Source organism: Sorangium sp. So ce327 (assembly GCF_051530205.1).
In the GTDB taxonomy this organism is placed as follows: Bacteria; Myxococcota_A; Polyangia; order Polyangiales; family Polyangiaceae; genus Sorangium; species Sorangium cellulosum_B.
In genome coordinates this window covers 9,850,085-9,874,961 of the sequence record NZ_CP150330.1, presented here as the reverse complement: position 1 = coordinate 9,874,961, position 24,877 = coordinate 9,850,085, and the positions used below count along the sequence as shown (strand labels likewise).

Genomic DNA, 24,877 nt, shown 5'->3' with positions numbered 1-24,877 from the left:
CGGATGACCTCCTTGTTGCTGGTAGGGGTCGGTTGCATCGATGCGCGTGGAGCAACCGTGCGCCGCGTCGAACGTTCGACGCGCACACACCTGCGCGCACACCGTGCTTGCTGATCTGTCGTACGCTCTTCAGACATCAGGGCCGCCTGGTCACCTGGGCACGAGGAGCAGGTACCAAGCTGGGCCAAATTTGTAGAAAAATGCAGAAAAACTCTAAATCGATGTCGGCCGCATCGCGAGGGGCGCGACGCACACGCTACGCAGTATGAAGTACGGACACCACGACGCCAGTGTGTATTTGGGAGGATGCGGGTGCTGGCGATTGATGGACCTTGTCTGGATTCCGGGATCCCGACCTCGCGCCTGCTCTTGTGGGCCGATAGACAAATCCGGCTTCCGTCTCACGCTGAGTTGTCCTCTTCCCCACGTTCGGGGCAGCTTCCAGCGCATCACGTCCGAATCGTGCTCGCGGCAGCCGTCGACAGGCTCGGTCCTCAGCTGCACCGCTGCCTCTCAGGGAACCGGGGACGGACATGACTGGACGAGGCGCGGGCGACAGGCAGGGCGCGATCCAGTCGACGACGAGCCGCTTGCGCACGTGCGCGTGAACCACGACGAACGATTCGCGGTGCGTCGCGTTCGAGCCGACGCTGTATTGCACGTAGAGCTCGCGCTGGTTCGGCGGAGGCTGCAGCCAGCACCATGCATTGCAATGGTACCGGATTCATGGCCGCTCTCGGGAATGGCTCGCCGGCTGCGTCCGCGCGCACGTGCAACTCCAGCCCTGGCAGCAGCTCGACGCGCGACCGACCGCTACCTTACCGTCGGGCTCTCCGGAGCGGTTCTCAGCGGGGGGAACCCCACATGGCGCTTGCTGGTCAGCTTGATGGGCTTACTTATACGACGGCGAGGCACCGCAGCGAGTCAAGGACGAGCGGTGGGTCGGCCACATGCTTGAGAGCGGCGTTTCGAACCTCGATCGGCTCCTCGGCGGCGGCGTCCCCGAGGGCGACGTCGTCCTCGTCATGGGGCCGCCCGGGTCGGGAAAGACGACGCTCTCGTTTCAGATCGCCTTCCGCGCCGCGTCCTGGAACAAGAACGTCGCGTACGTCTCCACGCTCTCGGAGCCTCCCGCCCGGCTCGTCCGGCACCTCCGGTCCTTCTCGTTCTTCGACGAGAGCAGGATCGGAAAGCAACTCTTCCTCTTGCACGTTTATCCGATCATCAAGGAAGGGCTCGACAGGACGCTCGACGCGCTCATCGCGGCGGTGAAGGACCATCGGACGAGCCTCCTCGTCATCGACGGCCTCGACACGATCCGCGACCTCCATGCCGGGACCGCGCAGATCCGGACGTTCATCTACGAGCTCGCCGTGGCGCTCGCGGGGCTCGAATGCACCACGATCATCACCAGCACCGGCAGCGGCCGGCTCGAGCCAGGCGCGGGGATGTCGCCCGAGCTCACGATGAGCGACTGCATCCTCCTCCTGGGCCAGATCAACGTCGGCACCCAGGCCGTGCGCACCGTCCAGGTCCAGAAGGCGCGAGGGCGCTCTCCGATGCTCGGCGTCCACACGATGCGGCTCGGTCCCGACGGCGTGAGCCTCTTTCCACGCATCGAGGCCCTCACGGCGCCTTCCGACGGCGGCCTCCACCAGGAGCGGCTGCCGCTCGGACAGGTCGAGCTCGACAAGATGCTGTCGGGAGGGCTGCCCCGCGGCAGCGTGACGCTCCTCGCAGGCGCCCCCGGGACGGGCAAGACGCTCGTGGGGTTGCAGTACATCCTCGACGGCGCCCAGCGAGGTGAAAAGGGCCTCATCGTCGGCTATCGAGAGTCGCCGAGCCTCCTCATCGACAAGGTGCGCGCCTTCGGCATGGATCTGGCGACGCCCCTCGAGCAGGGCCTCGTCCGCGTCCTCCATCGCATCCCGATCGACACCGGCGCGGACGAGCTGCTCTGCGAGATGCTGCGGGAAATCGATGACTTCGGCCCGAAGCGGCTCGCGCTGGACAGCATCGCCGAGATCGAGCACGCCGTGCCCGACGAGCGGCGCCGGCGCAGCGTCATCGTCTGCTTCGCGGAGGTGCTTCGAGCCCGTGACGTGACGGCGCTCGTCACGCGGGAGATCAGCCAGGTCACCGGCCCGGAGCTCGACTTCTCCGACTCTCCGCTGGCGAGCCTGGGCGAGAACTTGATCCTCTTCCGATACGTGGAGTTCCGCAGTGAGCTCTACCGCATCCTCTCCATCCTCAAGATGCGCGACACCGCGCACGACCGCACGATCCGGCAGTACGAGATCTCGAGCGACGGCCTCCGCGTGCTCACCGCCATGGAGAGCGGCGAAGGGGTCCTCTCGGGGATCGCCCGCATGCCCTCGGAGCTGCGGGTGAAGCGCTCGGCGCCCTCTTCCATGGGAGGGCCCCCGTGATGAACCCGAGCCCCGATGCGCTCGACGTGGCGCGCAGGATCATGCGGCACGAGATCGGGGAGCGCGAGGCTCCCGAGGAGATCGCGCGGGGCGTCGAGGGTTGCTTTCGCCGCCTCCACGAGGCGCTGCGGAACATCGTCGGCGTGGCGGGGGTCGAGGCGCTCGTCGGGCGCGCGGTCCACCTGGCGCGGCCGGAGCACGGCTGGCTCGAGACCGCCGTCGTTCCGGGGAGGTCGAACGTGGTCTTCGAGGGTCTGGCCGGGCGCGTCGAGCGCCAGGGCGCGCCGGCCGTGATCGACGGCACGACAGCCTTGCTGGCGCACCTCATCGGGCTGCTCTTCACGTTCATCGGCGATGAGCTCACGCTGCGGATCGTCCAGCGGATCTGGACGGAGGTGCCGCGACTTGGAGAGGGCCGTGGATCCTCCACCACGGGGGGCAAGTAGATGAGCACGACCGGAGATTCGCCGTTCACGCGTCTGTTGACCGGGGTCCCGGGTCTCGACGACGTGCTCGGCGGGGGGTTGCCCGAGTACTCGTTCAACCTGATCGCGGGCGAGCCGGGGTCGGGGAAGACGACGCTGGCCCATCAGATCATGTTCGGCAGCGCGACGGCCGAGAGGAGAGCCGTCTACTTCACCGTCCTCGGCGAGCCGGCCCTCAAGATGCTGCGCTATTTGCGGCAGATGTCGTTCTTCGACGCCAAGAAGGTGGGAGATCTCGTCCGCTTCGTGGATCTGAGCCAGGAGGTGCTCCAGCAGGACCTCGGCAAGGTGATCGACAGGATCGTGCAGATCGTGAAGGAGACGGAGCCCGCCATCGTGGTGGTGGACTCCTTCCGCACCGTCATTCGCGCGCGGGTGCTGCGCGAGGCGGGCGAGATGGAGCTGCAATCGTTCCTGCAGCGCCTCGCGCTTCATCTCACGAGCTGGCAGGCGACGACCTTCCTCGTCGGCGAGTACCTCGAGGCGGAGATGCAGGACAACGCGATCTTCACCGTCGCGGACAGCATCTTCTGGCTCAGCCAGAGCAGGGAGCGGAACTCCATCGTCCGCAAGCTCCAGGTCATGAAGCTCCGCGGCCAGGCGTCCATGCCTGGGCTCCACACCTTCCGGATCGACCGAGACGGCCTCCACGTCTTCCCGCGCGTCCTGAAGAGGATGGCGGAGAGCGAGAGGGTCGACCCGAGCCACCGCGTCTCGAGCGGCGTCCCCGGGCTGGACGGGCCGATGGGCGGCGGGATCCCCCTCGGGGACACAGTGCTCGTCGCGGGGCCCTCGGGCTGCGGCAAGACGTGCCTCAGCACCCACTTCATCTCCGGCGCGACCCAGGAGGAGCCCGGTGTCCTCGTGGTCTTCGAGGAGCACCCCAAGGACTACCTCGCCCGCGCGGGGGCGATGGGCTTCGACCTCGACGGCATGGTGAAGAGCGGCGCGCTCAGGATCATCTCGCTCCGGCCCCTCGACCTCTCGGTCGACGAGACGCTCCAGGAAGTGCAGCAGGCGGTCATCGAGATGCACGCCAAGCGGCTCGTGATCGACTCGCTCACGGGGTTTGAGGTGGCCCTGGCGCCGGCCTTCCGCGAGGACTTCCGGGAGTCGCTCTATCGCATGATGGGGGCCTTGACGGGCGCGGGCGTGACCATCCTCATGACCGTCGAGGTGACCGAGTCGTTCCACGAGCTGCGCTTCAGCCCCCACGCCGTCTCGTTCTTGACCGAGAACATCTGCATCCTGCGCTACGCCGAGATCAACGGCGCGCTCAAGAAGGTGTTCTCGATCGTCAAGATGCGGAGGAGCCATCACTCGTCCGAGCTGTACGAGTTCGCGATCACGTCGAAGGGGATGGTGATCAAGGAGCCGCTCACGCAGTACCAAGGCATCTTGACCGGGGAGCCGAAGCTGCGCGCGCCGCGCGAGCGCGCGGCGTATCCCGGGCTCACCGAGGAGGAGGACACGCTGCTGAAGCTCCTCCTGGAGGCGAAGGAGGCCACGCAGGAGGAGATCGCCGCCGCGCTCGGCTGGAAGGGCGCGAAGCTCGGCAGTGCGCTCGATCGGCTGGTCAAGCTGAGCTACGCCATCACGGTCGTCGAGGAGGGCAAGACGATCTACCGGCCGCTGGCGCGCGCGCTCGGCGGAGAGTAGAGGAGGGGCGAGGCCGGGGAGATGAATCGGCTGCGGAAGGCGAAGAGACCGTCCGAGCGGAGGGCCGCGCCGCTGGGCACCGATGCCCTCCTGCGCCGCGCCGCGGAGTCCTCGCCCCTGCCGACCGCGTTCACCGGGGGGCCGAAGCACGTCGTGCGCTACGCGAACCAGGCGCTCTGCCAGCTCATGCAGAGATCGCCCGAAGAGATGAAGGGCGCGCCGCTCGTCACGCTCCTCCAGGAGGCCGGGGCGCTCGCCGAGATCGAGGACCGCGTCCATCGAAGCGGGATCACCGAGCTCGCGAGCGAGCTCGTCTATCCCGCCGCAGGCGGACGGACGGGCCATTGTTTCGCCGTCGTGTGCCCCGTCCTCGACGGGCGTGCGCGCTCATGGGGCCTCTGCGTGCGCCTCGTCGACACGACGGCGCAGGTGACGGCGCGCATCGAGCTGGCCCAGCTGGCCGCCGAGGTGCGACAGGCCAACGAGGCGCTCGTCCTCGCCGGGCTCCGCGAGCAGCAGCTCGCCGAGCGCGCGACGCAGCTCTACCAGGAGGCTCAGACCGCCACGCGCGCGCGAGAGGGCCTCCTCGCCATCGTCTCTCACGACCTCAAGGCCCCTCTGAGCGCGATGATCATGAGCATCGAGCTTCTGAGGAGTGCGCCGGTGCCGGACTCCAGCGGAAGGTCGCGCGAGCGACTCGACGTCATCCAGCGATGCGCCGAGGGGATGAGCCGTCTCATCCGGGACCTGCTCGACGCCGCGGCCATCGAGGCCGGGCGTCTCTCGGTCGAGCGGCGCCCGGTTTCGCTCGCGCCGCTCGTGGGCGACGCGGTCGACGCCATCCGGCCGCTCGCGGCGGCCAAGCTCCTGCGCCTCACGAGCGAGCTCGCGGCCGACCTCCCCGCCGTCTCCGCCGATCCGGTGCGGCTCCAGCAAGTCCTCTCGAACCTCCTGGAGAACGCCGTCAAGTTCACGCCCACGCACGGGGAGATCACCGTCCGGGCACGAGCCCTCGGCGACGAGGTGATGCTCTCCGTGACGGACACCGGGCTCGGGATCGCACAAGAGGACATCCCCCTGATCTTCGATCGTTTCTGGCAGGCCCGCCCCACCGCCCGCGCGGGCACCGGGCTCGGGCTCTCCATCGCGAAGGGGATCGTCGAGGCTCACGACGGCCGGATCTGGGCCGAGTCCAGCGTCGGACGGGGCAGCGCGTTCTTCGTCACGCTGCCTATCGCGGCGGCCCCCGCCAGCGGCGGCGGCTGATCTGCGCCCAGGCCCTCCTCACTACGGCATGTGCGCCGCTTTTGGCGCGCTGCGTCGCGCCCGAATGCGCTCCAGAGCCCCCGCGACCTCGCCATCTGACGCTCACGATGGCGCCCGATCCGCTCGTCGCGCACACCGCATCGCGCAGCGAGCCGGCTTCTTCTACTTACGCGCTGCGCCGCGCTTCGGCGGCGGCTCTGCCACGGCCCGCCGCTCGTGCATCCGGCGGGCCAGGTCGGCGGCGCCTCGGCCTGGAGCCAGGGGCTTGCGCAAATTTCGGTGCCAGGCATTGTGCCGGTGCGACGGGCCCTTGGCACCGGGCGAAACCTTTCCAACAATCCCGACCCGTTCAACCCTCGAGAAAACAGTGGAAACGCAAAATTCTACCATCATTTACACGAAGACGGACGAGGCGCCGGCCTTGGCCACCTATTCGCTCCTCCCGATCGTCGAGGCGTTCACGAAGGCCGCCGGGGTCCGGGTCGAGACGCGCGACATCTCCCTGGCGGGCCGCATCCTCGCCAACTTCCCCGAGCGCCTGACGGACAGCCAGAAGCTAGGCGACCACCTGGCGGAGCTCGGCGAGCTGGCCAAGACGCCGAGCGCCAACATCATCAAGCTACCGAACATCAGCGCCTCCATTCCGCAGCTCGTGGCCGCCATCAAGGAGCTGCAGCAGCAGGGCTATGCCGTGCCGGACTATCCCTCCGATCCGAAGACGGAGGAGGAGAAGGCGGTCAAGGCGCGTTACGCCAAGGTGCTCGGCAGCGCCGTGAACCCCGTCCTGCGCGAGGGCAACAGCGATCGTCGCGCCTCGCCCGCCGTCAAGGACTACGCCAAGAAGCACCCGCACTCGATGGGCGCGTGGAGCCGCGACTCGAAGAGCCACGTCGCTCATATGTCGGGCGGTGACTTCTACGGCAGCGAGAAGTCCGTCGTTGTCGACAAGGCGCAGGAGCTGAAGATCGAGCTCGTGGCCGGCGGCAAGACGACCGTGCTCAAGGCGAGCGTCAAGGTGCAGGCGGGCGAGGTCGTGGACGCCAGCGTGATGAGCGCCAAGGCCCTGCGCGCGTTCTACGCCGAGCAGGTGGCGGACGCGAAGAAGCAGGGAGTGCTGTTCTCCCTGCACCTCAAGGCCACGATGATGAAGGTCAGCGACCCGATCCTCTTCGGGCACGCCGTCAGCGTGTTTTATGCCGAGGCGCTCGAGAAGCACGCGGCCACGCTGGCCAAGGTTGGCTTCGACCCGAACAACGGCATCGGCGACCTGTACACGAAGATCCAGGGCTTGCCGGCAGACGAGAAGGCGGCGATCGAGGCGGACATCAAGGCCGTCTACGAGCAACGCCCGACGCTGGCCATGGTCGACTCCGACCGCGGCGTCACCAACCTGCACGTGCCCTCCGACGTGATCATCGACGCCTCGATGCCGGCGGCCATCCGCTCCAGCGGCAAGATGTACGGCACGGATGGCAAGCTCTACGACGCCAAGTTCACGATCCCCGATCGCTCCTATGCCGGCATCTACCAGGCCACGATCGAGTTCCACAAGCAGCACGGGGCGTTCGACCCGCGCACGATGGGCACCTCGCCGAACGTGGGGCTCATGGCGCAGGCCGCGGAGGAGTACGGCTCACACGACAAGACCTTCAAGATCGCCGAGAGCGGCACGGTGCGCGTCGTCGACGCCTCCGGCAACGCCCTGCTGGAGCAGGAGGTCGAGGCCGGCGACGTCTTCCGCGCTTGCCAGACGAAGGACATCGCGATCAAGGACTGGGTCAAGCTGGCCGTCTCCCGCGCGCGCGCCACGGGCTCCCCGGCGGTGTTCTGGCTCGACGAGAACCGCGCCCACGACAAGAACCTGATCGCCAAGGTCAAGGCCTACCTGTCCGAGCACGACACCAAGGGCCTGGAGCTCCCGATCAAGAGCCCTGTGGAGGCGATCAAGTTCACGCTCGGCCGCATGAAGGAGGGCAAGGACACCATCAGCGTCACCGGCAACGTGCTGCGCGACTACCTGACGGACCTGTTCCCGATCCTGGAGCTGGGCACCAGCGCCAAGATGCTCTCCATCGTGCCGCTGCTGGCCGGCGGCGGCCTGTACGAGACCGGCGCCGGCGGCTCGGCGCCGAAGCACGTCCAGCAGCTGCAGAAAGAGAACTACCTGCGCTGGGACTCGCTCGGTGAGTTCCTGGCGCTGCAGGTCTCGATCGAGGACCTCGCCAACAAGACCAACAACGCCAAGGCCAAGGTGCTCGCCAAGGCGCTGGACACGGCGGTCGGCCTGTTCCTCGAGAACAACAAGAGCCCGGCGCGCAAGGTCGGCGAGATCGACAACCGCGGCAGCCACTTCTACCTCGCGCTCTACTGGGCGCAGTCCCTCGCCAAGCAGACCGAGGACAAGGAGCTGGCGGCCAAATTCGGCAAGCTCGCCCAGACCCTGACGGACAACGAGTCCACGATCGACGGCGAGCTGATCGGCGCGCAGGGCAAGCCCGTCGACCTCGGCGGGTACTACCATTTCGACGACAAGAAGACGTTCGCCGCGATGCGGCCGAGCGCCACGCTGAACGCGGCCATCGACGGCTTCTCCTGAGCCGCGCGGGGTCCCCGCCGAGCGCGCGTGTCCACAGGCGACGCGCTCGGCGGTCGCGGCCGTTCAACCACCGTACGACCGAGTCACGCTCCGGGTGAGCGCCTTGACGCCCACCACCCGACGATGACACCCTGTCTGAAATCGTTGGGTGGACTGGAGCAGGGAATGGCCGGACGGGGACGATCGAGCAGCGGAGACAAGCCCAACGTGAAGGGCGCCCGCATCCCGCTCGAGGCGGCGATCCTCCTCGCGGCCTCGTTCGGCATGCACGTGCTCGGATTCACGGAGAAGGACGGCGGATGACGGCCCGAGTCTCGGTGCGCTGAGGCCTCGAAATACCTCTAGAGCGACAAACGGGTTGAAACCACGATAAAAAGCAAGAATTCACAGGGAGACGGGGAGGCGGAGAGCGAGAGACGGCAAGAGAAAGAACTTCATTCTTTCTTCCTCCCCGCCTCCCCGCCTCCCTGTGAAAATTCTCCGGGTTGCCTCATCGTCGGTGTTCTAGCCTTTATAGCTTCGCGGCGCTCCCCAGCTCAGCCGGCAGCGCCGCGTCGAGCCAGGCCTCGAAGGTGCTCGACAGCGCGCAGGTCGTCGCGCCGCCGCAGAGGTCCGCGCGCTTGGCCGTGAGCTCGCCCTCGAGCGCCTCCCGCGTGGCGCCCAGCGCGCGCGCGCAGACGAGGTTCTTGGCCGTCTGAGCGACGTTCACGCCGCTGCCGGCCGTCACGACGATCGCCGCGGGCTTCTTGCCGCACGCGCGGCCGAGCGCCCCGGTCGCGCTGGCGTCGGTCGCTGAAAACGAGCCGTCCTGCACCGAGTGAAAGTAGAACTTCGGCCCGGTCACCCGCGGCGGGCAGCTCTTCACGCCGCAGTCCGCGCCGAGCCACGCGACGAAGGGACCGTAGCTCCCGATGTCCGGCCGCATGTCGTGATCGAGGTGCTCGATGCCGAGGCCGCCGGAGACGCTCGGGGCCTTCGCATAGGCGGACACCGCTCCATTCGAGAACGTCCAGACCGGGCTCGGCGCCGCCGGCTTCGCGCCCGCGGCAAGCGCGTTGAGCTCGTAGGGGACGATGAGCTCGTCGTTGCCGTCGTCGTCGAAGTCATAGACGTTCAACGCGGAGATCGCGAGTCCGCCGGGCGCGACCTCGATCGTTCCGAGCGGCGCCGCGAAGCGCTTGCCCTCGAGGTCGATCCGCACGACCTCGATGTCGAAGGCGAGCGTCCGCGCCGCGCCCTCGCCGGCGCCCGCGAAGCGCGTCAGCGACAGCGCCCAGGAGCCGAGCCCCGCCGGCTGGCAGACCCCGAACTTCGGCAGGCGCGTCGCCTCGGCCGCCGAGACCTTCTCGGGCCCTTCGAGCTTCTGCGCGCCGGAGATGCGCGCCCGGTTCTGATCGAGGAGCTCCTGGCAGGCGCGCCGGTGCGACACCACGGAGCCGGCCCAGTCGAGCTTCGCGCTCGTCCCGTCGATCTGGAGCTCGTAGCGCGTGTCGGTCCACTCCAGCGTGACGGTCTGCTTGGCCTCGGCCCGGAACGGCGCGACGAGCCGGAGCTCGCCGCGCTCGTCGGCGAGGACCTCGTTCGACGGGCCCGCGTCGGGCGCCTCGCCGGCGTCGTCGGCCGCCACGGGCTCGCTCGGCTTTTCGGCCGCGGCCTCCGCGCCCGGATCGTGGATCACCGCGCGAACAGGGTGCCCGCCGGTCCCGTTCTTCTTCCGGCAAAGCAGCTCGAGCCAGCCGTCGAGGCTCTTCGCTTCGCAACCGAGGCCGACGGCCGCTGCGATCGACTCGCTCCGGCCGTCCTTGAAGGACGCCGGCGCACCAGGAGACGCCGGCGCGGTCGGCGACGGAGCCGGCTCGGCGGGCGCCGCGGTCGCGGCCGCGGGGGCCGACGAGGCCGCCTCCGCGGCGGCCGGCGACGCTGTCTCCGCGGCGGCCGCCGCGGGAGCGCTCGAGCCGGCGCTCGGCCCCGAGCTCGCCGCCGGCAGGCCGGCCTCCTCGGATTTCTGACAGCCAACGAGAATCCCCAGCAGAAAGCAAGCGCTCAAGGTCTTCATGGTCCGGTCCCCTGGATCTAAGCAGCCTGCGTACCAGGTCGGGGGCACGGGCGAAATGCCGCTGCCCGTCGCTGCCGGTCCAAGGAGCGGCCGCGGCGCGTGTCGGGGCCGCCACGGCGTCGTGTTCCGGGCGCGTCGGGCGGACCGAGCTCGATCCTCGCCGGTCAGATCGGATAGGCTGAACGTCCCATTCCATCGCGGCGTCAGGCGCCTGGAGAGAGCAGATGAGCGAGTCCAGCATTCACGGAAGTTGCCTTTGCGGGGCGGTGACATTCGAGGTCGATCCGCCGTTCAAGTTGATGGTCCATTGCCATTGCTCGCGGTGTCGCAAAGGCACGGGCACGGGCCACGCCACGAATCTGGCCGTCGATCCAAGTCAGCTCCGATGGCTGTCAGGGGAAGAGGCCATCACGCGTTATGAGCTGCCCACGGCGAAGCGCTTCGGGAAGTGGTTTTGCAGTCAATGCGGGTGTCCCGTCCCGCGCCTGAGGCGCGACGGCAACATCGTGGTCGTCCCGGCCGGTTCGCTGGATACAGCGCCGCCCATCTCTCCGACGGATCACATCTTCTGGGGATCGAGAGCGCCGTGGGGGTGCGCCAGCGGAGGGCTTCCCACCCACGACGAGCTTCCAGCGTCGTGGTAGGACGACCGGGCGTGTCGTCCCCTTGAGTGGAGTGCAGGGTCAGCGGGTCACGCTGCTGTCCGGCCCGGCGCCCTTGGGAGGCTCGTAAGGCTCGGGGCTCTTGCCGACGGTCCTGAGGTTCACGAGCTTGTTGAGCAGGTCGAACCAGAACGGCGCGCCGAGGGAGGCGGCGGCCGCGGTGATGAGGATGCCGGGGGTCAGGAGCCTGTCGAGCACCCCGCGGATCCAGCCGACGATGCCCTGGCCGAGGACCGCAGCGATCGCGCTCCAGAGCTTCGGGACGCTCGTGTGCTCGGGGGCCTTCACGCCCCAGGTGATCTCGATGTCGAGCCCGGCGAGCCGGGAGCGAGCGCCGCTTCCCTCGGCGATCGCGGCCATGATGTCCTCGTTCTGGTTGGTGCCGCCGGCCTGGGGCGCGGCGCGGGGCGGCGACTTCGCGATCTCCTGCGCCGCCGCGATCAGCCGGGCGCGCACCACCGCGTCGCGCGAGAGGGCGCCCGCGAGGCGGATGCTGTCGGCGTTGAACCCGACGCAGAGGACGAGCGCCGTCGCGCTGATGATCAGCTGCGCGCGGCGCTTGTACCGGCCGGCGGCCCGGTCCATGGCGTCATTGAACCAGCGCTCCAGCCGGATGTTGGCCTCGCGCATGTCCTTGACCGTGGAGTCGACGATCGTGGCGAGCGCGCGCCGGAGATCGCTCTTCGGCGGCATGCTCCGGATGATCTGCTTGAGCTCGTCGAGCGGGTCCTCGTCGCGGCTCGGCGCCGCCGCGATCTCGCCCTGCGCCGGCGCGGCGGCGCTCGCCTCCGGCGGAGGGACGCCGTCGCTCGCCTGCTGCAGGGGCGCGGAAGCGGCGTCGCCCGCCAGCACCGGCGCGGCGCCGGTCTGCGAAGGCGTGGCGCCGGCCTGCGGGGGCGGCGCCGCGGCGCTGTCGGGCCAGGGGACGTGCCGCAGGGTGTCGATGAGCGCGGCCACGAACGCGTGCGACGGGATGTAGGACGGCCCTACCCAGCCGTACTTGAGATCCTTGATCAGCGGGTGCTCGCGGAGCTTCGCCGCGAGCGGGCTCGGGAGCGGCCCTGGCATCACCCGGGTGCGGACGAGCTCGACAGCGCGCCGCGCCGCGCGCTTCACGGCCTGCTCCAGCGGGGAGCTCTTGGGGGCGGCTGAGTCGGCGGCGCCGGGCGATTGCTTCACGTGCGCGTCGAGCTCGCTGTCGGCCAGCATGATCTCGATGCTCTGCGCCAGGTTGATCGCGCGCAGCCGGAGCACGCCGGCGAGCGCCTCGTGGATGGCCGAGCAGAGGACGCTGAGCAGGAAGAAGACGCTGACGAGGCCGATCGCGATGTCGAGGGTCGTTCCCATGGGCATCCGGAAGGGCAGGGCGCGCGGCGGCGCGAGGCGCAGGCCGGCGCGCGTCGCGCGCTCCCCCGGCCAGCAGGGACAGGGAGGAAGAGGCGGCCCTGCGAGCGCCCGTTCCCCGCCGCGGCCCGACCAGCAACTCCCCTCCGCGGCCCGATCAGCATACGCCACCCGGCGGCGCGGAGCGAGCGCGAGAGCGCCCGTCATCCTGTGCTCGATGCCGCGCGATCTTGGTCTACCATCACGCCCCCGTGACGAGCACAACCCTACCCCCCGAGTCGCGGCGCAGCAGCGTGCCGCAACCGCACGCCGCCTGGGTCCAGGAGAGGGCCGACCTCGACCGGACGACGCTGCGGCCCAGGCGCGCCCGGCTCGTGCACGAGCCGCCGCCGGCGTCGCCGCCCGGGACGCTCGTCATCGAGGAGACGCAGCGGCCGAAGATCTTCGTCATCGACTACGACGCCGAGGTCGTGTCTGAGAAGGAGATCCAGAGCGTCGACGAGTGCATCCCCTACCTCACGGACGACCGGCCCTCCATCACGTGGGTCGATGTCCGGGGGCTCGGGCACAAGGGGACCTTCGAGCGGCTGGGCGAGATCTTCCGTGTCCACCCGCTCGCGCTGGAGGACATGGTCAACGTGCCCCAGCGGCCGAAGGCGGACGTCTACGGCGGCGAGCACGTGCTCATCATCGCGCGGATGGCGCAGGTCAACGAGCGCTGCGTGCTGCGCACCGAGCAGCTGGCCATCCTGGTCGGCAAGAGCTTCGTCCTGACGGTGCAGGAAGAGGCCGACTGGGACGTCATGGAGGCCGTGCGGGAGCGAATCCGCACCGGCCGGGGCTCGATCCGGGAGCGGGGCGCCGATTACCTGGCGTACGCGCTGCTCGACGCGGTGGTCGACGGCTTCTTCCCGGTGCTCGAGCGGCTCGGCGAGCACATCGAGGACCTGGAGGTCGAGGTGATCGACGCGAAGCGCCGGATGTCGAAGCCGATCCACGATCTGAAGCGGGATCTGCTCACGCTCCGGCGCGCCATCTGGCCGCAGCGCGATCTCGTCAACGCGCTGCTCCGCGAGGACAACCCGCTCATCGCCAAGGACACGCGGCTCTACCTGCGCGACACGTACGATCACGCGGTGCAGCTGATGGACATGGTCGAGACCTACCGCGAGCTGAGCTCGGGCCTCATGGATCTCCACCTCTCCGGGATATCGAACAAGATGAACGAGATCATGAAGGTGCTCACGATCATCTCGACGATCTTCCTCCCGGTGACCGCCATTGCGGGCATCTACGGAATGAACTTCCACCACGAGAGCTCGCCGTACAACATGCCGGAGCTCGACTGGTATTACGGCTATCCGTTCGTATGGTGCCTGATGCTGGCGAGCGTCGTCGGGCTGCTCACCTACTATCGCCGCAAGGGCTGGATCAGGAAGGACGACGACGGCGCCTGAGCGTCAACAAGCGGCGCGAGCGCGGCGCGTCAGCGCTTCTTCGCGGGCGCGTAGAACGCGAGGTTCCCGAGCAGGCGCGGATCGCCGGGGCGGCGCGCGAGGGCCTTGCGCAGCGCCGCCTCGCCGGCGGCGAGCTCGCCGACGTGGAACGCGCTGGTGGCGACGAGGTCGAGCAGCTTGTGCTCGTAGACCTCGGCGTCCACGAAGAGGGTGGCCTCGGCGGGGAAGGGGAGGGCGGCGCCGCGGGAGGCGAAGAGGTAGGTGAGCGGCCAGCACCGCTGTCCGTACCAGTGCCAGGCGACGGCGAAGAGCGGCTCGGCGCGGTGCGGGCTGTGGGCGTGGGCGTCGAGGTAGCGCTGCTGCACCTCGGGCCAGGGGCGCCCGAGCGCGGCGGCGGTGCGCGCCATGCGGAACAGCGATTCGTAGACCTCCTCCTGCCAGCCCCCGAGCGCGGCGCGCCGCCCGTAGGCCTCGAACGCCTCCGCGTGCCGGCCGAGGCACTCCAGCGTCTGCGCGAGGTAGAAGGCGGCGCGGCCGTCGCCGGGGGATCGGGCCAGCGCGGCGGAGAGCAGCTCCAGGTCGCGCTGCCACCTCCGGGTCTGGGCGGCGGCGTCGCGGCGAGAGAGGTCGTGGACGATGTGGGCGTCGGGGACGCGGATCGAGGGGGGCGGCTCGCCCTCCCTGGAGAGCACCTCGTGGGTGGCGCCGACGTAGCGCCACCCGGCCGAGGCGCGGGCGAGCCGGGCGGAGTCGTAGACGGAATCGCCGTAGCGCACGCGGACGTGGTAGGCGCCGTGCACCGGGCCCGACGCGTCGCGGCGCTCCTCGCAGAAGCGACGGAGCGCGCCGCCGGCGACGAGGCGCTCGTCGCCGCTCAGCATGAGGGTGAACACGGCCGCGTCGCCCGCGAGGTCGAGGGCGCGGCTGCGGGTCGCGCCGAAGTCGACGAAGGGCTCCTCGACGAGATCGCCGGGGACGCCCGCCATGGCGGCGCGCGCGAGGGCCTGTGTGCCGTCGGTGGAGCCGGTGTCGAGGAGGGTGAACCGGTCGACGTGGGGCCTGGCCGAGGCGAGGGTCTCGCGGATGGAGGGGGCCTCGTCCTTGACGATCATGACGAGCGCGAGGAGGGGGAGCGTCACGGGAGCAGTATGCCGCCGGACGCCGGTGGACCGGGGCAATTAAAAATTGAAGAAGAGGCGGCGCGCGCATGCGTGCGCCACCTCGCGCGCGCCGGAGAGCGCGAGAGGTAACGCGCGGCGGCGGAGGCGCGGGCGCGCTCTCTGCGAATTGGCCGCGGCCCTGGCGTTCTGTATACTCTCCTTGTCATCTCAATGAGCATGCGCGGACGCTGGAGTGCTCTCCTGTTCATCGGCGCAGCGGCGCTCCTCGCGCTCGCCGGCAGGGCGGAGCGCGCCTCGCCCGATTCGGGCTCTGCTCCCGGAGGGCATGGACCGCCGGGCCGCCCGCGCTTCGAGAAGGCGCTCGACGTGGAGGTGTTCCAGCGCGGGAACATCCACACGCACACGTCCCTGAGCGATGGGGACAGCGAGCCGCGCGACGTCGTCCGCTGGTACCGCGAGAACGGGTATTCCTTCGTGGCGCTGACAGACCACAACCAGCGCGTCGATCCCGCGATGTTCCAGGACCCCTCATCGACGTCGAATTTCGCCGTGATCCCCGGCGAGGAGGTCACGATGTGGGCCGAGGGGAAGCCCGTGCACGTGAACGCGCTCTGCACGCGGGCGACGATCGGCGGGGGCGCCTTCCTGACCAAGGGGGAGGCGCTGAAGTGGGCGATCGGGCGTGTGCGGGCCGAGGGGGGCGTGGCGCTCATCAACCATCCGAATTTCGACTGGTCGTTGTCCGCCGGCGACCTCCTGGCGGCGCCTGCGGCGGAGCTCCTCGAGATCCACAGCGGGCACCCGTACGTGTACACGGACGGCGACGCCACGCGCCCGTCGCACGAGGCGCTATGGGATGCGGTGCTGACAATGCGCGGCGCCGAGGGAGGGGGGATCGTCGGCGTCGCGGTGGACGATCTGCACCAGCTCACGGCCGGCTCGGGCGCGCCCCCCGCGGGGCCCGGCCGCGGGTTCATCGAGGTGTTCTCGCGGGAGGCGTCGCGCGCCGCGATCTGCAGCGCGCTCGCCCGGGGACGGCTCTACGCGTCGTCCGGGGCGAGGCTGCGGAGGATCGCGCTCGCCGGGGACGCGTTCTCGGTCTGGCCGGTGGCGGCAGGCGCGGTCGTCGAGTTCGTCGGGCGGGGCGGGCGCGTGCTGGAGCGGCAGCAGCCCGCGGAGGGGCGGGCGACGTACCGGCTCCGCGGCGGGGAGCGGTACGTGCGGGCGCGGATCACGCGGCCGGACGGCAAGCGGGCGTGGACGCCGGCGTACGCGACCGTGGAGTAGGAGTAGGGGCGGCGAGGGCGGGAGCGCGCAGGGCGGAGCCGACGGACGGCCCGGTGAGGCGAGGTGCACCCGCGTCCGTCAGCGGACGAGCTTGGGGACGGCGGCGGATCTGCCGGGGGTTCGGGCACGCGTGAACGGCGCGTGAGGTGGCGCGGCAGCGACGCCAGCAAGAACGCGTCGCTGCCGAGATTGAAAGTGCAATTGATTTGCGTTGTCCTGGGTCGGCAATGCTGGTAGCGGTGCGGCGTTCAGCGGGACGATGGTCGTGTTGGACGGGAGGACAGAATGGCTTGGCTCGGAAGCGGTCGGTCGCGGTGGAGCGCTGGGCTGATCTGCGTCGTTGCCTCAGCATCGGGGGCCAGCAGCTGCGCAACGGACACCAAGGAAACGGTGTCCGTTGCGCAGCAGCAGGCGGTGGTCAGCCTGAATTTGACCTTTCCCGCTGGCGTGAATCGGCTGGATGGCGTGCTCAATGCCTCGGGATCCGTGAGCGTCGGCGATCGAGCTCAGGTGCTCGACAATGCCTCGCAGCCGGGCCTGGTGAGCTGTTCGGGCAGCTCGACGTGTTCCGTAGGCGTAGAGGCGTCCGTCGGCTCGATCATCAGCGTCGGGCCCGTCCGGCTGAGGAGTCGAGCGGTGGCCGGTGACGCCATCTCGGCAACCAGCATCACCAAGGACAGCGATGCCACGATTCGCGGCATCGAGGCGTCTCACGCTACCCTCACCCCGGCGACGAGCTTCTCGTTCACCGTGGATTTCCCCGACTCGGTCGCGGCCCCCATCTCGGTAGAGCCGAACACCAGCGATACCCTCGATCCGGGTCACTACTCGACGGTTACCGTCAAGCGCGCCGCTACCCTGCGCTTGAGCAGCGGCGATTACACGTTCCGCACCCTCGACATTCAGGACGAGGGCATCGTCTACGTCGTGGACGGCGCGAAGCTGGCGGTGCGCGATGAGTTGCTTCTGAAGGGCAACGCGTGGAGCTCTTCAGGACCGCCGCCGGTTCTTCCGGGCATCCCGCCGGTGTGGAACATCGTCTACGCCGGGACGCTCGACGTGGGCATCAATTCGGCGTTTCAGGGATCGCTGATTGCTCCGCGCGCGAAGCTCGTCCTGGCCGCCAAAGATCACACCGGCTGGTTCTATGCGAGAGACATCGACGTGCAGGCGGGGGCGACGGTGCGCGCGCGGCCCGGCACGCAGATCTGCATTCCGTCGCACGGTTGTACCACCATCGAGCAGCCACCGGCCGGCGTGCGCCTCCCCTTGCCGGATCCCTTGCCGACGACCGCGCCGGCGCCTGTGGGCGCGGTGCCGTGGAGCTTCGGCGTGACACCGACCGGCATGGCGGCGTACACGGTCCCTATCGAAGTGCCGCTGGGCCCAGGCGGCATCGCGCCGGCCATCTCCCTGAGCTACGCCAGCGTGCAGTCGGTGGGCATCGCCGGAACGGGGTGGTCTCTCTCCGGCTTGTCGGCGATCGCGCGCTGCCCGAAGAGCTCCGGCACGGATGGTTTTGCTGCAGGCATTTCGGACACTCAGAAGGACCGGCTCTGCCTCGACGGCCAGCCGCTGATCGCTCACGAGGGACGGTATCGAACCGAGCTCGAGAGCTTCCGTCGCATCACGCCCATCGGCAGCCCCCAGGCGCCCAGCGGGTTCTTGGTGGAGCAGCGAGACGGAAAGAAGCTCGAATACGGCGGCAGCGGCGCCACGGATTCGCACGATGGCGTCATCCGCGCCTGGATGCTGCGGCGCGTGATGGACCGTAGCGGCAACGCCATGACAATGCGGTATCGAAGAGGCTGTGCCGACGGCGCGTGTTCGGATGCACCTCTGATCCCGGAGCGGATCGACTTCGGCGAGCACGTGAATCCGGATGTGGCCGGAGATCGCAGCGTTCGCTTCAGCTACGAGGATCGCCCGGACGCGCGCCAAGCCTGGCAGCGCGGCGCGCTCCGCACCTTGACGGCGCGGCTGACCCGTATTGCCACCTACGTGGGCGATAGCGAGCAGCGCTCGCACGAGCTGAGCTACGGGCCCGATCCCACGATCAGCAGGCTCGATTCGCTGCGGCAATGCGCGCTCGGGTCGTGCATGCCGGCGACCTCGTTCAATTACGACAGCAGTGAGGGGTTCAACATCGCACGGTCCGCGGACGAGGTGTCGCCGCCGGAGTGGTTCGGCAATGGTGTCACGAGCGGCGCGCGGGGCCGAACGCTGGTGCTCGACGTCGACGGGGACGGATTCGACGATCTGCTTTATCCGGATATCGACGGCGAGCATCCCGACGGCAATCCTTCGTTCTCCTACTTCGTAGCTCGCTCGGCCGGCGCCGTGGCGGACTTCGTGGGACCGCGCTTCGAAGCGCCGTTCAATACGCAGCTGTCGGCGGACGGGGTCGGCTTGGGGAGCGTGCCCGTCAACTGCCTGTCCAGCGGTAACGTGTTCGACTACAATGGCGACGGTCGAGACGACATCGTCGACGAGTGCCCGCACGGGTCTTTCGGCTTCCGGGTGCAAATCTCCAACGGCAACGGGTTCGACGCCGTGCCGTTGCCCTTGCCGAACGACGGTTACCCCGAAGACCGCGTCTACACCGCCGATCTGACAGGGGATGGCCACGTCGACCTCATTCACTGTGCGTACGAGGAAGGCAGCACGGCTGCCGATCCGCGCTTCCGCTACGATCTCTACCAAAGCCTCGGCCCGGGGCAGGGCTTCGATGCTCCGCGCGATCTCATTCGCTACGGTCCAGGGTGCGAGTACGCGCCGTTGTTCATCGACGTCGATGGCGACGGTGTGGTCAACGTCGTCCAGCGCTCACGCGATCCGTATCACGACTATCGGCTCGGGCTGCCCACCGACTGGAACGTCGAGTACCGCGCGCTCTTCATCGACCCCGACGGGCACGCCTGGCGCGACATCGGCCTCGAGGTGCCGGAGATCCCCGTCGATATCGACGGTACGCCGCTGGGCTTGAACGCGGAGGAAGACTATCGACTCGAGGAGTACCTTTCAGACGGTCACCTGGTGCTGTCGCAGTACGCGAACGGATGGCAGTTGAAGAGCCTCGATGTCAACGGCGACGGGCTGGTCGACCTCTTGAATTATCGCGGCGATCTTCCCACGGAACAGCGCATGACGTTGTTCGTCAACACCGGCGACGGCTTCCGCCGCGAAGGCACGATGCTGCCGAGCGACGCGCCCTACATCTCTCGCTTCGCCTTTTATCGCTCGGTCCCCGTCGACCACGATGGCGACGGACGGCACGATCTGCTGGTTCCGACGGGGCTGTCGCGTAACGGCACCAACCTCGTCTGGTATGTGCTGCGGGCCTCGGGGACATCGGCCGCGTTCGAAGTGCAGCCCGCAACCGGGCCAGTCAGCGAGTTCACCCTCTTCGACGGGTCGGCGCCTATCCTGGCGGACGTCGACGGAGATGGTGGCGCGGATCTCGTCATGATGGACGCGCGAGCGCCGCACGGCTTGCAGGTGGCGTACAATCTCTCGTCGCGAGCCAATCTGATGCTCACGGCGCGCGACGGCCTCGGCAAGGGTGTGCACATTCAGTACAGCCCAGAGTCGGCGGAGCAGATCGGCTTCCGGACGTACGGTCAGACGGGCTGCTCGGCGGCGACACGGCAAACGGTGCAGTGCGTGCGCCGGGTGGGCCCCGTCGTCAGCAGCTACTCAGAGACCATCCGCGATCTGCCGCCGGATGCGCCGGGCGGCGGCACGCGCGTCAACATGAGGCACACGTTCGAGTACGCCGGCGCGCGGCGGGGCTTCCATGGCCGCGGCTGGCTGGGCTTCGAGCTCCGGAAGCGAGTGACTTACGATGGCGACGCGAGGGTCCAGGTCGACGTCTGGCACTACGATAACAGCACGTACTTCGAGGAAGTGCCCGGCTCGGTCGTGGGCCGCGTCTATCCCTTCTCCGGGTTGGAAACGTTACACATTCAGACCTTCCCTCGGCTTCGCGAGCGACAGGTCGCTCGACTGTCCGCGGATTGGCAGCTGGAACTCTCGGACGCCGGGTTGCCGTTCGCTCAGTTGGCGACATCGCGCACGACGGTCTCCGAGTCCAGACCGGTGCCGCTTCAGGGAAGGAGCGTGCTCTCCGAGCTGAACGAATCCTTCCAGACAGATAGCTACGGCAACCGGACGCGTCATCAGTGGACCGTAGACGCTGGGGAAGACCTGGCGGAGACGCGCACCATCGTTCGAACCTTCAACCCCACCGCCGCTCAGCGCGCGTCGTGGCTGATTTCGCTGGTCCGTCGGGTTGAGGCAACCAGCGAGACGGCGGAGTCCGGCGTCACCCGGATCTCGATGTTCGACTATGACGACGCGGGCCGGCTCAGGCAAACCACGCGCGAGCCGGATGACGCTTACTACCGGCTCGTGACGACCGTGGTGGCGCGGCATTCGCGCACAGGTCACGTGCAGGAGGTGCGCGAAACGGCCGCGCAGGGGCAACAACGCACCCGTCGCGTGGTCTACGACGCTCGCGGCCTGTACCCCGTCAGCCATTTCGACGCCGAGGGCTTCGAGAGCCGTGTCCTCCACGATCCCGCAACCGGCAAGCTGCGGCTCGCCGCCGATCCGAACAGCATCGTCACTCGCTGGGGCTACGATGGCTTCGGGCGAGAGGTGACCGCGGAGACACCCAGCGCCACCACCACGACCACCTACGCGAACCTCGGCTTCCTCGACCGTGAGCGCATCGGTGTGGTGCGCCACACAACCGGCGGCGCGCACGTCGAGACCTTCCTCGACGGTTTTTCGCGCCCTGTTCGGCGCATCACCAAGGGGCTCCGTGGCACCGACGTGATCGAGCGCATGACGTACGACTCCTTCGGTCGCCTGCGCCAGCACGATCGCCCGCACGTCAGCGGCGATGCGTCTCAGGGCAGCCTGCTCTACCAGTACGATGACCTAGGCCGTCTTACCTACGAGGAGCGCGGCAGCGGTGGGAAATACCGCTTCGAGTACCTGCCGTTCTCGGATTTGCCCAGCGTCGCGCTCGACGCGCGGGCGCGGCGCGAGGCGGCAGAGGTGGTGCGACTCACGGATCCGGCTCAGCGTGAGAGCTGGGAGGTCATGGGCGTTCGCGGAGCGCCCGCCGCGACGATCGATGCCGCAGGAACCCTGACCCAGTTCTTCTACGGACCCTTTAACGATCCTATCGGGACGCGCGACGGCAAGGGTAACACCACGATCATTCAGCCAGATCGCTATGGGCGAACGGCCATGCGTCGGGACCCGGACAGCGGCGACCACCGCTTCACGTACTTCGCGTTCGGTGAATTGCGCACGCACACGGACGCGAGCGGCGACACGCAGACCTTGAGTTACGACGCGCTCGGCAGGCGCACTCTGGTGGTCGACGGCGACGGCACCCTGAATCGCTGGACCTACGACACGGGCGTCAACGCGGCGCACCGCGTGGCGCGCACGGAGCGCGTGGGCGAGTCTTCCGTCGAGTTCGGTTATGAGCCCCTGTCACATACCAGGAACCGCGGTCTGTTGAGCTCCGTCACGCAGACGGTAGCAGGCGAGTCCCTCTCGTCTCGGGTCGAGTACGACGAGTTTGGGCGGAGCTCCAGGACTCGCTATCCAGCCTCTGCGGGCAGCGAGCTCGTCGTCGGTCATGATTACGACGACCGCGGCAACCTGGTCAGCGTCTTCGACGACGACACCGGCGAGCCGTTCTGGGAGCTGCAGGAGGCGGATCAGGGCTATCGGATCGGCAGCGAGCGCTTCGGGAACGGCGTCGTCACGACGACGCGCTACACCGACGGCCTCGGGCTCGTGCTCAGCATCGAGAGCGCGCGGGGCGGCGAGCCGCTGCAGCGCCTGGAGCACCGCTACACCACGAACGGCAGCCTTCAGGTCCGGCTCGACGGGCTGGATTCGTCTCGCAACGAGTACTACTCGTACGACCCTCTCGATCGGCTGACGCGCGTCTCGCGCGCGATCCCGAGCCCGCTCGATCCCATCGACTTTGCTCCGGGTACAACCCGCTCGGAAATCGACTACGACGAGCTGGGGAACATCACCGCGAAGACCGGAATCGGCGAGTACAGCTACGCCGGCCCGCGGCCGCACGCAGTGACCGGCGCGGGCGACAACCACTACGACTACGACGCGAATGGCCGGCAGGAGTACCGCGCGGGCCCGGACGTGCTCGGGGGCGTGCAGGAGCTGACCTACAATGCGTTCGGCCTGCCCAGCTCGGCGCGCGTCGGTCAGGGAAGCGGCCAGACGCTCGTGGAGTTCGACTACGACGTCACGGGCGCACGCGTCCGCGAGCTCAGTCCGACGCACATGCGAGTCCAGCTCGCGACCCTCTTTCAGCGGGTAACCAGCAACGACGGCGCGACCGAGCACCGGCACCGCATTTGGGGGCCACACCGAGAGGTGGCTGAGGTGGTGGTGCGCGAGGAAGGTGGTGAGGTGTCGCGGAGCACCGTGTACCTGCACGCCAACGCGCTCGGCACGCCCGAAGTGCTGACGGACGAGGGCGGCGAGGTGATCCACCGCCAGGCGACGGACGCCTTCGGAAAAGGTGAGGAGCCGGTGGGGGGCGGCAGCGGCGTTCTCACGAGCTTCACGGGGCATCAACACGACCTCGAGCTCGGCGTCGTCGATATGCGCGGCCGCCTCTACGACGCCAGCGTCGGTCGCTTCTTGACGCCCGACCCAATCATCCAGGCGCCCTTCTACAGCCAGGGCCTGAACGCCTACAGCTACGTATTCAACAGTCCCACGAACTTCATCGACCCGCTGGGCTTGCAGGCGCAGCCTGCGGGCTCTGGAGGTTGCTCGGCGGTGTGGGGCTCCGGCCTCGACGGCAGCGGCCGACCGTATACCGTGACCGCGGAGATCGACGGGTGCTCACCAGCGCCGCAATCTGCACCTGAGAGCGCGCCGACCAAGGCGGCCCCGGCGACCGGTACGGAGGCGGCTATCGCCGGTGCCGCGGGGCTCGGGGTCGGGTTGGGGCTCGGCGTCGGCGCCAGCTACGCGACGGGTGCGTTTGCTTCGCTCGCCTGCGGCCCCGGCGCCCCGCTGTGCGCCGGTGCCGTCACGATCGGTATCACGCTTTCGCTCGCCGGCGCCGCCATCTACAGTCTCTGGAACGGCGGCGCCGAACAGATCGCGGACTCCGCGAGCCGCCTCGCGAGCGGCGAAGGCACCGTCGACGACTACTTTCTCGGTGGCTCGCTCGTGGGCGGCCTCGCCTCGGGCCCCCTCGCACCCAGATTCAACGCATCCGGCGCGAATCCCGGCCTTCGCCTCCGCCAGCTGTTCACCGGCAGCGCCGCAGTGCGAGGACCCGCGAGCGGCGCTCGCGTCATCTCGCCGCCAGGACCGGGGCAATTGCTCCTCGGCGGGGCCGACAATCCGATGGGCGCGATGGTGCTCGAAGGGCACGGCAGCACGGCGGCCGGATCGTTCACCGTTCCGCAGGGCACGTATCTTCAACTGCCGAACTCGCTGTTCGTGGCTGAGGAGGCGGCTCAGGCGGCGGCCATGCGAGGCACGTATCCAGCCGGGCAGAGTTTCTTCATCGGCCCCGGAGGCAGTGCGCCGAACCTCATTCTTCACCCGCCGACGCCGGGCATGTTCGTAAGGCCGTCTTCGACTATTGTGAAGCGGCCGACGCTACTGCGAGACATCCTGGAACCCAACATGGGCGTGTGCGTATGGGGCGCGTGCAGATGACTGATTCAACGAGGTAGTACACGTAACCGATTTAACGAGGGAGTACAAACGATGATTCATCGACGCGGGATCACGTGCCAGATCACGGCCTATGAGGTTCCGGACCCCCCGTCCGATCCTGATGCGCGGGGACGCAAGTGGCTCGCCATCGCCACGGCCCATGTATACGATCCGAACATTGAACTGCCGGGATTGAAACCGGGACAAGCGGCGCTCGTTGGCGAGACGATGCGTGTCTTCAATGGTCGAGCCGCGGCCGACACCGAAGCGCAGGCGATGGCGGCGGCACTCCAGGCGTTGTTGTTCGAGCTGACTGCGAAGGGCTTCTCGGCGAATCACGACGTGAAGCTCTGGTGAAAAGCTGAATCGAACCCAGGTTGCTGCTGTCCCTCATTTCGCGATCGGTTTCGAGACCAGAGAGGACGGAGAACTTGTAATGGTCGTACTAGGCAAGCAAATGGCACGCCATGGACTGACCCTCCACCCCGACAAGACCCGGCTGCTCGACTTCCACCGGCCGCCGAGCGAGCAGATGGGTGGAAAGGGATCATCGACCTTTGACTTCCTCGGGTTTACGATGTGCTATCGTCGTACGCGACGGGGAAGATGGGAGATGTGGTGCAAGACGAGGAGTGCGCACCTCAGGCAGTCCGTCAAGGCCGTCCACCACTGGTTCCGGCGCCACCGGCACTGGGCGGTGAAGGACCAGCACGCCTCGCTCGTCCGGCGCGTCGTCGTGCATTACAACTACTTCGGGGGTGAACGGCAACGGCCCTAG

At 68.5% G+C, this 24,877-nt stretch carries 15 protein-coding genes; 12 read left to right on the top strand and 3 right to left on the bottom strand.

Translation table 11 applies throughout. The annotated features are described in order from the left end of the window. Positions 1 to 950 precede the first annotated feature (950 nt). The 6 genes from WME95_RS37015 (at position 951) to WME95_RS36990 (ending at position 8,738) form a co-directional block, all read left to right on the top strand. A complete protein-coding gene (locus WME95_RS37015) occupies positions 951 to 2,429 on the top strand; it encodes an ATPase domain-containing protein (RefSeq protein WP_437904029.1) in 1,479 nt (492 codons plus the stop codon). Then, positions 2,426 to 2,875, top strand: a complete 450-nt coding sequence (locus WME95_RS37010) for a hypothetical protein (RefSeq protein WP_437904028.1) — start codon at positions 2,426 to 2,428, stop codon at positions 2,873 to 2,875. Before WME95_RS37015 ends, WME95_RS37010 begins: the two co-directional genes overlap by 4 nt. Beyond that, positions 2,876 to 4,573 carry an RAD55 family ATPase gene (locus tag WME95_RS37005; RefSeq protein WP_437904027.1) on the top strand — a complete coding sequence of 566 codons (1,698 nt, stop codon included), beginning with the start codon at positions 2,876 to 2,878 and terminating at the stop codon, positions 4,571 to 4,573. It begins immediately after the preceding gene. 21 nt (positions 4,574 to 4,594) lie between these two features. Then, positions 4,595 to 5,839, top strand: a complete 1,245-nt coding sequence (locus WME95_RS37000) for a PAS domain-containing sensor histidine kinase (protein WP_437904026.1) — start codon at positions 4,595 to 4,597, stop codon at positions 5,837 to 5,839. Positions 5,840 to 6,206: 367 nt separating this feature from the next. Next, on the top strand, positions 6,207 to 8,435 hold the full coding sequence (locus WME95_RS36995; RefSeq protein WP_437904025.1) for an NADP-dependent isocitrate dehydrogenase: 2,229 nt from the start codon (positions 6,207 to 6,209) through the stop codon (positions 8,433 to 8,435). Positions 8,436 to 8,600: 165 nt separating this feature from the next. After that, entirely contained in the window at positions 8,601 to 8,738 is a 138-nt protein-coding gene (locus WME95_RS36990; RefSeq protein WP_437904024.1) for a hypothetical protein, read from the top strand. Between the two features lie 208 nt (positions 8,739 to 8,946). Here WME95_RS36990 and WME95_RS36985 read toward each other — a convergent pair whose 3' ends face one another. Beyond that, positions 8,947 to 10,491, bottom strand: a complete 1,545-nt coding sequence (locus tag WME95_RS36985) for a hypothetical protein (protein WP_437904023.1) — start codon at positions 10,489 to 10,491, stop codon at positions 8,947 to 8,949. A 224-nt stretch (positions 10,492 to 10,715) separates the two neighbouring features. On the opposite strand from WME95_RS36985, the gene WME95_RS36980 reads away from it, so the two are divergent. Further along, on the top strand, positions 10,716 to 11,135 hold the full coding sequence (locus tag WME95_RS36980) for a GFA family protein (RefSeq protein WP_437904022.1): 420 nt from the start codon (positions 10,716 to 10,718) through the stop codon (positions 11,133 to 11,135). A 39-nt stretch (positions 11,136 to 11,174) separates the two neighbouring features. Here WME95_RS36980 and WME95_RS36975 read toward each other — a convergent pair whose 3' ends face one another. Continuing rightward, positions 11,175 to 12,500, bottom strand: coding sequence for a hypothetical protein (locus WME95_RS36975; RefSeq protein WP_437904021.1), 1,326 nt, complete (start codon positions 12,498 to 12,500; stop codon positions 11,175 to 11,177). Between the two features lie 248 nt (positions 12,501 to 12,748). On the opposite strand from WME95_RS36975, the gene corA reads away from it, so the two are divergent. Continuing rightward, a complete protein-coding gene (gene corA / locus WME95_RS36970) occupies positions 12,749 to 13,954 on the top strand; it encodes a magnesium/cobalt transporter CorA (RefSeq protein ID WP_437904020.1) in 1,206 nt (401 codons plus the stop codon). Positions 13,955 to 13,983: 29 nt separating this feature from the next. Here corA and WME95_RS36965 read toward each other — a convergent pair whose 3' ends face one another. Beyond that, a complete protein-coding gene (locus tag WME95_RS36965) occupies positions 13,984 to 15,093 on the bottom strand; it encodes a glycosyl transferase (RefSeq protein ID WP_437904019.1) in 1,110 nt (369 codons plus the stop codon). A 192-nt stretch (positions 15,094 to 15,285) separates the two neighbouring features. Here WME95_RS36965 and WME95_RS36960 point away from each other — a divergent pair, with 192 nt between their 5' ends. The 4 genes from WME95_RS36960 (at position 15,286) to WME95_RS36945 (ending at position 24,877) form a co-directional block, all read left to right on the top strand. Next, positions 15,286 to 16,362: a PHP domain-containing protein gene (locus WME95_RS36960; RefSeq protein ID WP_437904018.1), complete on the top strand. Its 1,077-nt coding sequence runs from the start codon at positions 15,286 to 15,288 to the stop codon at positions 16,360 to 16,362. 390 nt (positions 16,363 to 16,752) lie between these two features. Next, positions 16,753 to 24,099: an RHS repeat-associated core domain-containing protein gene (locus WME95_RS36955; RefSeq protein WP_437904017.1), complete on the top strand. Its 7,347-nt coding sequence runs from the start codon at positions 16,753 to 16,755 to the stop codon at positions 24,097 to 24,099. 51 nt (positions 24,100 to 24,150) lie between these two features. Beyond that, positions 24,151 to 24,456, top strand: a complete 306-nt coding sequence (locus tag WME95_RS36950) for a hypothetical protein (protein WP_437904016.1) — start codon at positions 24,151 to 24,153, stop codon at positions 24,454 to 24,456. Between the two features lie 100 nt (positions 24,457 to 24,556). Continuing rightward, on the top strand, positions 24,557 to 24,877 hold the full coding sequence (locus WME95_RS36945; RefSeq protein ID WP_437904015.1) for a hypothetical protein: 321 nt from the start codon (positions 24,557 to 24,559) through the stop codon (positions 24,875 to 24,877).

Coding starts and splice junctions, on each gene's coding strand:
- WME95_RS37015 (WP_437904029.1), top strand. CDS start 951: ATGCTTGAGAGCGGCGTTTCGAACCTCGATCGGCTCCTCGGCGGCGGC.
- WME95_RS36980 (WP_437904022.1), top strand. CDS start 10,716: ATGAGCGAGTCCAGCATTCACGGAAGTTGCCTTTGCGGGGCGGTGACA.
- WME95_RS36960 (WP_437904018.1), top strand. CDS start 15,286: ATGAGCATGCGCGGACGCTGGAGTGCTCTCCTGTTCATCGGCGCAGCG.
- WME95_RS36985 (WP_437904023.1), bottom strand. CDS start 10,491: ATGAAGACCTTGAGCGCTTGCTTTCTGCTGGGGATTCTCGTTGGCTGT.
- WME95_RS37000 (WP_437904026.1), top strand. CDS start 4,595: ATGAATCGGCTGCGGAAGGCGAAGAGACCGTCCGAGCGGAGGGCCGCG.
- WME95_RS36950 (WP_437904016.1), top strand. CDS start 24,151: ATGATTCATCGACGCGGGATCACGTGCCAGATCACGGCCTATGAGGTT.
- WME95_RS37005 (WP_437904027.1), top strand. CDS start 2,876: ATGAGCACGACCGGAGATTCGCCGTTCACGCGTCTGTTGACCGGGGTC.
- WME95_RS36990 (WP_437904024.1), top strand. CDS start 8,601: ATGGCCGGACGGGGACGATCGAGCAGCGGAGACAAGCCCAACGTGAAG.
- WME95_RS36975 (WP_437904021.1), bottom strand. CDS start 12,500: ATGGGAACGACCCTCGACATCGCGATCGGCCTCGTCAGCGTCTTCTTC.
- WME95_RS36945 (WP_437904015.1), top strand. CDS start 24,557: ATGGCACGCCATGGACTGACCCTCCACCCCGACAAGACCCGGCTGCTC.